This is a genomic window from Streptomyces sp. NPDC023723, from assembly GCF_040639815.1.
Taxonomy (GTDB): Bacteria; Actinomycetota; Actinomycetes; order Streptomycetales; family Streptomycetaceae; genus Streptomyces.
This window is the reverse complement of sequence record NZ_JBFAAP010000052.1, coordinates 40,233-51,760: the sequence shown is the minus strand read 5'-3', so window position 1 is coordinate 51,760 and position 11,528 is coordinate 40,233. Positions and strand designations below refer to the sequence as shown.

At 71.7% G+C, this 11,528-nt stretch carries 8 protein-coding genes and 1 tRNA gene; 3 read left to right on the top strand and 6 right to left on the bottom strand.

The window, feature by feature from the left end; genetic code table 11:
* From AB0G32_RS33335 to sucC, 6 genes are all read right to left on the bottom strand, one after another.
* On the bottom strand, positions 1 to 1,178 hold a 1,178-nt coding region (locus tag AB0G32_RS33335; protein WP_361172045.1), incomplete at its 3' end, for a homocysteine S-methyltransferase family protein.
* Complete coding sequence (locus AB0G32_RS33330) at positions 1,178 to 2,161, bottom strand: carbohydrate kinase family protein (RefSeq protein ID WP_361172042.1); 984 nt, start codon at positions 2,159 to 2,161, stop codon at positions 1,178 to 1,180. The genes AB0G32_RS33330 and AB0G32_RS33335, both read right to left, overlap by 1 nt.
* A gap of 186 nt (positions 2,162 to 2,347) precedes the next feature.
* Positions 2,348 to 2,435 (bottom strand) — tRNA-Leu (locus AB0G32_RS33325).
* A gap of 127 nt (positions 2,436 to 2,562) precedes the next feature.
* Positions 2,563 to 4,134 carry an aldehyde dehydrogenase family protein gene (locus AB0G32_RS33320; protein ID WP_361172039.1) on the bottom strand — a complete coding sequence of 524 codons (1,572 nt, stop codon included), beginning with the start codon at positions 4,132 to 4,134 and terminating at the stop codon, positions 2,563 to 2,565.
* 120 nt (positions 4,135 to 4,254) lie between these two features.
* Positions 4,255 to 5,136, bottom strand: coding sequence for a succinate--CoA ligase subunit alpha (gene sucD / locus AB0G32_RS33315; RefSeq protein ID WP_361172036.1), 882 nt, complete (start codon positions 5,134 to 5,136; stop codon positions 4,255 to 4,257).
* 13 nt (positions 5,137 to 5,149) lie between these two features.
* A complete protein-coding gene (sucC, locus tag AB0G32_RS33310) occupies positions 5,150 to 6,280 on the bottom strand; it encodes an ADP-forming succinate--CoA ligase subunit beta (RefSeq protein WP_361172033.1) in 1,131 nt (376 codons plus the stop codon).
* A 142-nt stretch (positions 6,281 to 6,422) separates the two neighbouring features.
* On the opposite strand from sucC, the gene AB0G32_RS33305 reads away from it, so the two are divergent.
* From AB0G32_RS33305 to AB0G32_RS33295, 3 genes are read left to right on the top strand one after another with little or no spacing between them, the layout of a single operon-like run.
* Positions 6,423 to 8,111, top strand: coding sequence for a thiamine pyrophosphate-binding protein (locus tag AB0G32_RS33305; protein WP_361172030.1), 1,689 nt, complete (start codon positions 6,423 to 6,425; stop codon positions 8,109 to 8,111).
* A gap of 11 nt (positions 8,112 to 8,122) precedes the next feature.
* Positions 8,123 to 9,355, top strand: coding sequence for a formyl-CoA transferase (gene frc / locus AB0G32_RS33300; RefSeq protein WP_361172027.1), 1,233 nt, complete (start codon positions 8,123 to 8,125; stop codon positions 9,353 to 9,355).
* 4 nt (positions 9,356 to 9,359) lie between these two features.
* Positions 9,360 to 11,504 (top strand): acetate--CoA ligase family protein, encoded by a 2,145-nt coding sequence (locus tag AB0G32_RS33295; RefSeq protein WP_361172024.1) that lies wholly within the window; start codon positions 9,360 to 9,362, stop codon positions 11,502 to 11,504.
* Positions 11,505 to 11,528 lie beyond the last annotated feature (24 nt).

Below are 11,528 nucleotides of genomic sequence, written 5' to 3'. Positions count from 1 at the left end.
CCGACGTAGTCCACGCACAGGTCCAGCATGTGCGCGCCCTCGCGGATCTGGTCCCGGGCCATCTCCACACAGTCGTCCCAGCGGGCCTCCAGCATCGCCTCCCGGAACTTCTTCGACCCGTTCGCGTTGGTCCGCTCACCGATGGCCAGGTAGGAGGTGTCCTGCCGGAACGGGACCGACTGGTACAGGGAGGCGGCGCCCGGCTCGGGCTGGGGGTCGCGCTCGGTGGGGACGGCGCCGCGGACGCGTTCGACGACCTGCCGCAGGTGCTCCGGGGTCGTGCCGCAACAGCCGCCGACCAGCGACAGACCGTACTCACGGACGAACGTCTCCTGCGCGTCCGCCAGCCCTTGCGGACCGAGTGGGAAGTGCGCGCCCTCTTTGCCGAGGATCGGCAAGCCGGCGTTGGGCATGCACAGCAGGGGAATGCGGGAGTGCCGGGTCAGATGCCGCAGGTGCTCGGTCATCTCGGCCGGGCCGGTGGAACAGTTCAGGCCGATCATGTCGATGCCGAGCGGCTCCAGCACGGTCAGCGCCGCGCCGATCTCCGAGCCGAGCAGCATCGTGCCGGTCGTCTCGAAGGCCATCGACACCAGCAGGGGCATGTCGATGCCGAGGGTGTCCATCGCCCGCCGGGCACCCAGCACCGACGCCTTGGTCTGGAGCAGGTCCTGCGTCGTCTCCACCAGCAGCGCGTCCGCGCCGCCCGCGATCAGGCCCTCGGCATTGCGCTGGAACCCGTCGCGCAGCACAGCGTAGGAGACATGGCCGAGGGTGGGCAGCTTGGTGCCCGGTCCCATCGAGCCGAGCACCCAGCGCTGCCGGCCGTCCTTCGCGGCGAACTCGTCGGCCACCTCACGGGCCACCCGGGCACCGGCCTCGGACAGCTCGTGCACCCGGTGCGCGATGTCGTACTCACCGAGCGCCGAGTGATTGGCGCCGAAGGTGTTGGTCTCCACACAGTCCACACCGACCGCGAAATACTCCTCGTGGACGGAACGGACGATGTCGGGCCGGGTCACGCTCAGCACCTCGTTGCAGCCCTCCAGCTGCTGGAAGTCGTCCAGCGTCGGGTTCTGCGCCTGGAGCATGGTGCCCATCGCACCGTCGGCGACCACCACACGGGTGGCGAGCGCCTCGCGCAGGGCGGTGACACGGCCGGTGCTCGGGCCGCCCATCAGGACGCCCCGGTGAGGTGCCGGTCCAGGTCCTCGGCCGCGGAGATCCCGTAGGCGTCGCGCACCCTGGCCAGCAGGCCGTGGCCGGACAGGGACGACGGCTGGGAACCGGTGGCTTCCAGGACGGCGGTGGCCACCGCGCTGCCCAGTTGGGCGGCGCGGCGATGGCTCAGGCCCCAGGCGACCGCCGCGAGGAAGCCGGCCCGGAAGGCGTCGCCCGCGCCGGTGGGCTCCGCGGGTCCGGTGGGCGGCACCGACTTCACGGTGACCGGCCGCAGGCCGGCCTGCTGGACGACGGCGCCCTCGGCGCCCCGGGTGATCACCCAGCTGCCCACCCGGCCCAGGATCTGCTGCTCGGTCCAGCCGGTGCGTTCCTGGATGAGCACGCTCTCGTACTCGTTGGTGAACAGGTGGCGGGGGCCGGTGAGCAGCGCGCGGACCTGGTCGCGGTCCAGCCGGGCCAGTTGCTGCGAGGGGTCGGCGACGAAGGGGATGTCCATCTCGACGCACTGGCGGGTGTGCCGGAGCATCGCCTCGGGGTCGTTGGGCGAGACGACGACGAGGTCGAGTCCGCCCGCTCGGTCCCGTACCGGCCGCAGGTCGATGTCCCGGGCCTCGCTCATGGCACCGGTGTAGAAGGAGCCGATCTGGTTGTGGTCGCGGTCGGTGGTGCAGACGAAGCGGGCGGTGTGCAGCCGGTCGCTCACCCGGACCGGCGCGGTGTCGACACCGCGCCGCTCCAGCCGGGCGCGGTACTGCTCGAAGCCGTCCCCGACCGCTCCCACCAGCAGCGGCCGCAGCCCGAGCAGTCCCAGCCCGTGGGCGATGTTCGCGGCGGTTCCGCCGGGACGTATCTCCAGTTCGTCGACGAGGAAGGAGAGCGACACCTTGTCGATGTTCTTGGCGATGAACTGTTCGGTGAACCTGCCCGGATAGACCATGAGATGGTCCTCGGCGATCGAACCCGTCACGGCGATCTTCATCAAGTGCCCCTGCCCCTGTGGCGTGGATGTCGGCTGCCGCCCACATCATTCGAGGTGGCGCTTAAGCGGGGGTAAGACGGGAGTACGGTCGCACCGGCTGCCAGGCCCGGCGGGACCTGGGGAAAAGCAAAAGACCCCTGGTGAACAGGGGTCTCATGGGAGATCGAATCGACTGCTGGTACTGACTGGTGTCCGAGGGGGGACTTGAACCCCCACGCCCGATAAAGGGCACTAGCACCTCAAGCTAGCGCGTCTGCCATTCCGCCACCCGGACCAGGTGTCTGCCGTCCGCCAGGGCTGTACCCGGCGGCGACATGGACAACCATACCAAGCTTTCGCAGTGCCTTTCACCTGCGTTTCCGTGCCCTGGGCAGCGGTCGGCACGAGTGGTGACCGGTCGGCTACGGCATGAGCTGGTACGCCGAGAAGTTGCCCGGGAGCCGCTCCCCCGCGGGTCCCCGGGTCACCGCGCGGACCAGCAGGTCGCCGCCGACGAACGCGCCGCTCCAGGACGCGCCGAGGCCGCCGAACAGCTCGTCGCGGTCGCCGCGGGAGCGGGGGACGCCGTGGCCCACCTTGAAGGCGCGGATCTGCGGGGCCAGCCGGTCGTACGTCGCCCGGTCATCGGTGGACAGGGTGGCGACCAGGGCGCCGTTGGAGGCGTTCATGGCGGCGAGCAGCTCGGCCTCGGTGTCGACCAGGACGACGGTGTCGACCGGGCCGAAGGGTTCCGCGTGGTGCAGCGGGGAGGAGCGGGGCGGGTTCAGGAGCGTGACCGGGTGGACGTAGGCGGAGGTGTCCTGGCCGGGCAGGAAGCGGGCGTCGGCCGGCCGGCCGCGGTGCAGCGGGACGGCGCCGCGGTCGACGGCCTCGGTGACCTGGTCGTGCAGTTCCTTCGCCTTGGCGGCGCTGATCAGCGGGCCGAAGTCCAGCCGGGGCGGCGGGTCGGCCGGGTCCTCGACGGCCAGCGGGTGGCCGACGCCGAGGGTGCGCACGGCCGGGAGGTAGGCCGCGAGGAACTCGTCGAACAGCTCGCGCTGGACGACGAAGCGCGGGTACGCCGTGCAGCGCTGTTTGCCGTAGTCGAAGAGCTTGGGGACGACGGCCGTGAGCGTGTCCCAGTCGGAGTGGTTCCAGATGCCCCAGGTGTTGAGTCCCTCCTGTTCGAGGATGTGTCGTTTGCCGAGGTCGGCGACGGCCGTGGCGACCGCGGCGCCGGTGTCCCGGCCGCCGACGAAGGAGACGCAGCCGATCTCCGGCGCCCGCACCAGCGCCGCGGACAGCTCGCGGCCGCTGCCGCTGACGAGGGTGACGGGTATCCCCTCACGGGCGGCGAGCGCCGCGGCCAGGGTCAGGCAGGCGACACCGCCGTCGGTCGGGGTCTTGGCGATGACCGCGTTGCCCGCCAGGGCTTGGACCAGTACCGCGTGAACGAGCACGCTCATCGGGTAGTTCCAGCTGGCGATGTTGGAGACCGGGCCGTCGAGCGGGGACCGGCCGGTCAGCATCCCGTCGATGCCGTCGACGTACCAGCGCACCCCGTCGATGGCCCGGTCCACATCGGCCTGGGCGAGCCGCCAGGGTTTGCCGATCTCCCAGACCAGGAGCAGGGCGAGCAGTTCGCGGTGTTCGGCGAGGGCGTCCAGGGTGGCGGCGACCCGGGCCCGGCGTTCGGGGAGCGGGACGTGCCGCCAGGCGCGGTGCTGGTCGAGGGCGGCGCGTACCGCCCGGTGGGCGGTGTCGGCGTCGAGCCGGGGCGGGCCGGCGACCGGAGTGCCGTCGACGGGGCTGGTGGCGGGCAGGGCGCGGCCGTCCGGCCGCCAGGCGGCGTTCCAGAGGTTGAGGACCCGGTCGTCGCGGAACGCCTCGGGGGCGACGGCACGGCAGCGCCGCCAGGCGTCGGTCCAGGCGGTACCGGGTTTGAGGGAGAGGGTGCGGGCGTGGGTGGGGTCCGGGGCGGGGCTGGGTGCCATGGGGTGTCTCCGCTCTCGGTGCACGGTCGGGGGCGGGGCTGGGGGGCTGGAGGTGGGGGCGGGGGCCGGCGATGCTCGGGGCCGGGAGTCGGCAGTGGCTCCGGAGAGCGGGGCGTGGCGTCAGGCGTGGGTCAGGACGCTCTGCACCAGGCGGGCCGTCTCGGTGGGGGTCGCGCCGACCCCGACCCCGGCCGCCGCCAGCGCGGCCTTCTTGGCCTGGGCCGTGCCGGACGAGCCGGAGACGATCGCGCCCGCGTGGCCCATGGTCTTGCCCTCGGGCGCGGTGAACCCGGCGATGTAGCCGACCACCGGCTTGGTCACGTGCTCGCGGATGTGGGCCGCCGCGCGTTCCTCCGCGTCGCCGCCGATCTCGCCGATCAGGACGATCAGGTCGGTGTCGGGGTCGTCCTGGAAGGCGGTGAGGCAGTCGATGTGGCTGGTGCCGACGACCGGGTCGCCGCCGATGCCGACGCAGGTGGAGAAGCCGATGTCGCGCAGTTCGTGCATGAGCTGGTAGGTGAGGGTGCCCGACTTGGAGACCAGGCCGATCCGGCCGGGCTCGGTGATGTCGGCCGGGATGATGCCGGCGTTGGACCGGCCGGGGCTGATCAGGCCGGGGCAGTTGGGGCCGACCACACGGGTGCCGTGCGCCCTGGCGTGCGCGGTGAAGGCGACCGAGTCGTGCACCGGGATGCCCTCGGTGATGACGACCGCGAGGCCGATGCCCGCGTCGACGGCCTCGGTGACCGCCGCCTTCGCGAAGGCGGGCGGTACGAAGACCACGGTGACGTCCGCGCCGGTGGCCTCGACGCCGTCGCGGACCGAGCCGAAGACGGGGACCTCGCGGGTGCCGAACGCGGCGGTGCGGCCGGCCTTGCGCGGGTTGACGCCGCCCACCACGTCGGTGCCGGCGGCGAGCATGCGGCGGGTGTGTTTCATACCCTCGGCGCCGGTCATGCCCTGGACGAGGACCTTGCTCGCCTCGGTGAGAAAGATGGCCATGTCCTACGGCTCCTCAGGCTGCGGTGGCGAGTCGGGCGGCCCGGCGGGCGGCCCCGTCCATGGTGGGAACCTGGTGCACGAGCGGATGGGCGTGCTCGTCGAGTACGGCGCGGCCCCGGGCCGCGTTGTTGCCGTCCAGCCGCACCACCAGCGGTTTGGTCAGCCGCACCGTGTCGAGGGCGCGGACGATGCCCTCGGCGACCGCGTCGCAGGCGGTGATCCCGCCGAAGACGTTGACGAGGACGGACTTGACGGCCGGGTCGGACAGGACGACGGACAGTCCGTCGGCCATGATCCGGGCGGAGGCGCCGCCGCCGATGTCGAGGAAGTTGGCGGGACGGGCGCCGCAGCCGGCCACCACGTCGAGGGTCGACATGACCAGTCCGGCGCCGTTGCCGATGACGCCGACCTCGCCGTCCAGCTTCACGTAGTGCAGGCCCTTGGCGGCGGCCGCGGCCTCCAGCGGGTCGCCGTGCCCGTCCTTCTCGGCACCCCACCGGGTCTGGCGGAAGCGGGCGTTGTCGTCCAGGGTGACCTTTCCGTCCAGGGCCACGATCCGGCCCCGCGCGGTGCGCACCAGCGGGTTCACCTCGACGAGCAGGGCGTCCTCGCGGACCAGTACCTCCCACAGGCGTACCAGCACGTCGACGGTCTCCGGGGGCAGACCGGCGGCCGCCGCGATGCGTGCCGCGTGGGCGGTGGTCAGGTTCCCGGCGGGGTCGACCGGGACCCGGACCACCGCCCCGGGGTGCCGGGCCGCGACCTCCTCGATCTCCATGCCGCCCTCGGCGGAGGCGATGGCGAGGAAGCCGCCGGCCGCGCGGTCGAGTACGTAGGCGACGTAGAACTCGCTGTCGATGTCGACGGGTTCGGCGACCATGACGGTGCCGACCGTGTGGCCCTTGATGTCCATGCCGAGGATGCGGCGGGCCGCCGCCTCGGCCGCGGCGGGGTCGGCAGCCTGTGCGACCCCGCCCGCCTTGCCGCGTCCACCGGTCTTGACCTGCGCCTTGACGACCGCGCGGCCACCGAACCGGCGGGCGATCTCGCGGGCCCGCTCGGGCGAGTCGGTGACCTCGGCCCTGGGCACCACGATGCCGTGGTCCGCGAAGAGTTCCCTTGCCTGGTGCTCGTACAGGTCCATTTCGGCTCCTGACTGAAAATGCCGTACGCCCCCTGGACACCACCCACCGGATGCGGGATAACAAGCTTCATACAGTATTCGTCGACTGTATGCAATCTACCGCGAGAGCGCCCCACCCCCTCATGGAAGGGACAGACTTCGCATGCCCGAGGACACCCAGTCCCAGGACGTCATATCCGGCGGTCACCTCGTGGCCAAGGCACTCAAGGCCGAAGGGGTCGACCGCATCTACACCCTCTGCGGCGGCCACATCATCGACATCTACGACGGCTGCGTGGACGAGGGCATCGAGGTCGTCGACGTCCGCCACGAGCAGGTCGCCGCGCATGCCGCCGACGGGTACGCCCGGGTCACCGGCAAGCCCGGCTGCGCGGTCGTCACCGCGGGGCCCGGCACCACCGACGCCGTCACCGGCGTCGCCAACGCCTTCCGCGCCGAGTCGCCGATGGTGCTGATCGGCGGCCAGGGCGCCCTCAGCCAGCACCGGATGGGGTCCCTCCAGGACCTGCCGCACGTCGACATGATGACGCCGATCACCAAGTTCGCGGCCACCGTGCCGTCCACCGCGCGGGCCGCCGACCTGGTGTCGATGGCGTTCCGCGAGTGCTACCACGGCGCGCCCGGGCCCTCCTTCCTGGAGATACCGCGCGATGTGCTCGACGCGAAGGTGCCGGTGGACCAGGCACGGGTGCCGAAGGCCGGCGGCTACCGGGCCTCGACCCGCTCGGCCGGCGACCCGGCGGCCATCGAGCGGCTCGCCGACCTGCTGACGCACGCCGAGAAGCCCGCCATCCTGCTGGGCAGCCAGGTGTGGACGACCCGCGGCACCGAGGCGGCCGTCGAGCTGGTGCGCACGCTGAACATCCCGGCGTACATGAACGGCGCGGGGCGCGGCACCCTGCCGCCCGGCGACCCGCACCACTTCCAGCTCTCCCGCCGCTACGCCTTCTCCGGCGCCGATGTCATCGTGATCGTCGGTACTCCCTTCGACTTCCGCATGGGCTACGGCAAGCGGCTCTCGCCGGACGCGACGGTGGTGCAGATCGACCTGGACTACCGCACGGTCGGCAAGAACCGCGACATCGACCTCGGCATCGTCGGAGACGCCGGGCTGGTGCTCAAGTCGGTGACCGAGGCGGCCTCCGGACGGCTGAACGGCGGCGCGGCCCGGCGCAAGGAGTGGCTGGACGAACTGCGCGCGGCGGAGCGGGCGGCGCTCGAGAAGCGGCTGCCGCAGCTCCGGTCGGACGCCTCCCCCATCCACCCGTACCGGCTGGTCAGCGAGATCAACGACTTCCTCACCGAGGACTCGGTCTACATCGGCGACGGCGGCGACATCGTCACCTTCTCCGGGCAGGTCGTGCAGCCCAAGTCGCCCGGGCACTGGATGGACCCGGGACCGCTCGGCACCCTCGGCGTCGGTGTCCCCTTCGTGCTGGCCGCCAAGCAGGCCCGGCCCGACAAGGAGGTGGTCGCCCTCTTCGGCGACGGCGCCTTCTCGCTGACCGGCTGGGACTTCGAGACCCTCGTCCGCTACGACCTCCCCTTCGTCGGCATCGTCGGCAACAACTCCTCCATGAACCAGATCCGCTACGGCCAGGCCGCCAAGTACGGCAAGGCCCGCGAGCGGGTCGGCAACACCCTCGGCGACGTCCCCTACGACCAGTTCGCCCGCATGCTCGGCGGCCACGGCGAGGAGGTGCGGGACCCCGCCGACATCGGCCCCGCGCTGCTGCGGGCCCGCGAGTCCGGCAAGCCGTCGCTGATCAACGTCTGGGTCGACCCGGACGCGTACGCCCCCGGAACCATGAACCAGACCATGTACAAGTGAGGTGATCGCCCGTGACAGCGAAGGCTCTTGAGGGCATCCGCGTCCTGGACATGACGCACGTCCAGTCCGGCCCCTCCGCCACCCAGCTGCTCGCCTGGCTCGGCGCGGACGTGGTCAAACTGGAGGCGCCGACCGGTGACATCACCCGCAAGCAGCTGCGGGACCTGCCGGACGTCGACTCCCTCTACTTCACGATGCTCAACTGCAACAAGCGGAGCATCACCCTCAACACCAAGACCGAGCGCGGCAAGGAGATCCTCACCGAGCTGATCCGGCGCTCGGACGTCATGGTCGAGAACTTCGGGCCGGGCGCGGTGGACCGGATGGGCTTCACCTGGGACCGGGTCAAGGAGATCAATCCGCGGATCGTCTACGCCTCCATCAAGGGGTTCGGCGAGGGCCCGTACACCAACTTCAAGGCGTACGAGGTCGTCGCGCAGGCCATGGGCGGATCGATGTCCACCACCGGTTTCGAGGACGGGCCGCCGCTGGCGACGGGGGCCCAGATCGGGGACTCGGGCACGGGCGTGCACGCCGTGGCGGGCATCCTCGCGGCGCTGTACCAGCGGGAGCGCACCGGGCGCGGGCAGCGGGTGAACGTGGCCATGCAGCACGCGGTGCTCAACCTCTGCCGGGTGAAGCTGCGCGACCAGCAGCGCCTGACCCATGGTCCACTCGCCGAATATCCCAACGAGGACTTCGGCGACGAGGTTCCCAGGTCCGGCAACGCGTCCGGCGGCGGCCAGCCCGGCTGGGCGGTCAAGTGCGCGCCGGGCGGCCCCAACGACTACGTGTACGTCATCGTGCAGCCGGCCGGCTGGCAGCCGCTGACCGAGCTGATCGGCCGGCCGGAGCTGGCCGACGACCCCGAGTGGGCGACTCCGGCGGCCCGGCTGCCGAAGCTGAACAAGATGTTCCAGCTGATCGAGGAGTGGTCGGCCACGCTGCCCAAGTGGGAGGTGCTGGAGCGGCTGAACGCGCACAACATCCCGTGCGGGCCGATCCTGTCCACCAAGGAGATCATCGAGGACCGGTCGCTGGCCGACAACGGCATGGTGGTCCGCGTCCCGCACCCCGAGCGCGGCGAGTTCGTCACCGTCGGCAGCCCGCTCAAGCTCTCCGACTCCCCCGTGGAGGTGGCCGCTTCCCCGCTGCTGGGCGAGCACAACGAAGAGGTCTACGTCGGTGAGCTGGGCCTCGGTGACGAGGAACTGCGGCTGCTCAAGTCGAACGGGGTGATCTGAGGTGATGGCCGAGGACCGGACCGCGCGGGTGCGCGCGCTCCTGGACGCGGTGCGCGCCGAGGGGCGAGCCGCGCTCACCGCACCCGAGGGCAAGGTGCTCGCCGACGCGTACGGGATCGCCGTACCGGGCGAGGAACTGGCCACCGACGTGGACGAGGCGGTGGCGTGCGCCGCGCGGTTCGGCAGACCCGTCGTGATGAAGATCGTCTCGCCGGACATCCTGCACAAGACCGACGCGGGAGGTGTGGTCGTCGGCGTCGAAGGCGCCGTCGACGTCCGCGCGGCGTTCCACCGGATCGTGGCGAACGCCCGAGCGTACGACGCGACCGCCCGCATCCAGGGCGTGCAGGTCCAGGAGTTGCTGCCGCGGGGACAGGAGGTCATCGTCGGCGCGGTGACCGATCCGACGTTCGGGAAGGTGGTGGCGTTCGGGCTCGGCGGGGTGCTGGTCGAGGTCCTCAAGGACGTCACGTTCCGGCTGGCGCCGGTGGACGCGGACGAGGCGCTGTCGATGCTGGACTCGATCCGGGCGGCCGAGGTGCTGCGCGGGGTGCGCGGGCAGCAGGGCGTGGACCGGTGGGCGGTGGCGGAGCAGATCCGCCGGGTCTCCGAGCTGGTCGCGGACTTCCCGGAGATCGCCGAGGTGGACCTCAACCCGGTGATCGCCACGCCGACGGGCGCGGTCGCCGCCGACATCCGGGTGATCCTCTCCGAGACCGAGGTGAAACCCCGCCGCCGGTACTCGCGCGAGGAGATCCTCGCCTCGATGGGCCGGCTGATGCGGCCGCGGTCGGTCGCCGTGATCGGTGCCTCCAACGAGCCGGGCAAGATCGGCAACTCGGTGATGCGCAACCTGGTCGACGGCGGCTTCGCCGGGGACATCCATCCGGTGAACCCCAAGGCCGACGACATCCTGGGCCGCAAGGCGTACCGGAGTGTCACGGACGTGCCAGGCGAGGTGGACGTGGCGGTCTTCGCGATCCCCGCGCGGTTCGTCGCCGCGGCCCTGGAGGAGGTGGGCCGCAAGGGCGTGCCCAACGCCGTCCTGATCCCCTCCGGCTTCGCGGAGACCGGCGAACACGCCCTCCAGGACGAGATCGTGGCGATCGCCGAGCGGCACGGCGTCCGGCTGCTCGGGCCGAACATCTACGGCTACTACTCGACGTGGCAGGACCTGTGCGCCACGTTCTGCACGCCCTACGACGTCAAGGGCGGCGTGGCGCTGACCTCCCAGTCGGGCGGCATCGGCATGGCCATCCTGGGCTTCGCCCGCACCACCAGGACGGGCGTCTCCGCGATCGTCGGGCTCGGCAACAAGTCGGACCTGGACGAGGACGACCTGCTGACCTGGTTCGGCGAGGACCCGCACACCAAGTGCATCGCGATGCACCTGGAGGACCTCAAGGACGGCCGCGCCTTCGTGGCAGCCGCACGGGCGACCGTTCCGAAGAAGCCGGTGGTGGTCCTCAAGGCGGGCCGTACCGCCGCGGGCGCCAGGGCGGCCGGCTCGCACACCGGGGCGCTGGCCGGGGACGACGCCGTGTACGACGACATCCTCCGCCAGGCCGGGGTCATCCGGGCGCCCGGCCTGAACGACATGCTGGAGTACGCCCGCGCGTTGCCGGTGCTGCCGGCTCCCAAGGGCGACAACGTCGTCATCATCACCGGGGCGGGCGGCAGCGGCGTGCTGCTCTCCGACGCGGTGACCGACAACGGGCTGTCCCTGATGGAGATCCCGCCCGACCTGGACGCGTCCTTCCGGAGGTTCATCCCGCCCTTCGGCGCGGCGGGCAACCCGGTGGACATCACCGGGGGCGAGCCGCCGTCGACGTACGAGGCGACGATCCGGCTGGGCCTGGAGGATCCGCGCGTCCACGCGCTGGTCCTCGGTTACTGGCACACCATAGTGACCCCTCCCATGGTGTTCGCCGAACTGACCGCCCGGGTGGTGGCGGAGTTCCGCGCGCGCGGCATCGAGAAGCCCGTGGTGGCCTCGCTCGCGGGCGACGTGGAGGTCGAGGAGGCGTCCCAGTACCTCTTCGAGCACGGGGTCGTGGCGTACCCGTACACGACCGAGAAGCCGGTGGCCGTGCTCGGCGCGAAGTACCGCTGGGCGCGGGCGGCGGGGGTGCTGGGGGGCGGTACATGAGCTGAGCCGCAGCGGGGCCGGCCG

Coding starts and splice junctions, on each gene's coding strand:
- AB0G32_RS33330 (WP_361172042.1), bottom strand. CDS start 2,161: ATGAAGATCGCCGTGACGGGTTCGATCGCCGAGGACCATCTCATGGTC.
- AB0G32_RS33320 (WP_361172039.1), bottom strand. CDS start 4,134: ATGGCACCCAGCCCCGCCCCGGACCCCACCCACGCCCGCACCCTCTCC.
- sucD (WP_361172036.1), bottom strand. CDS start 5,136: ATGGCCATCTTTCTCACCGAGGCGAGCAAGGTCCTCGTCCAGGGCATG.
- sucC (WP_361172033.1), bottom strand. CDS start 6,280: ATGGACCTGTACGAGCACCAGGCAAGGGAACTCTTCGCGGACCACGGC.
- AB0G32_RS33305 (WP_361172030.1), top strand. CDS start 6,423: ATGCCCGAGGACACCCAGTCCCAGGACGTCATATCCGGCGGTCACCTC.
- AB0G32_RS33295 (WP_361172024.1), top strand. CDS start 9,360: ATGGCCGAGGACCGGACCGCGCGGGTGCGCGCGCTCCTGGACGCGGTG.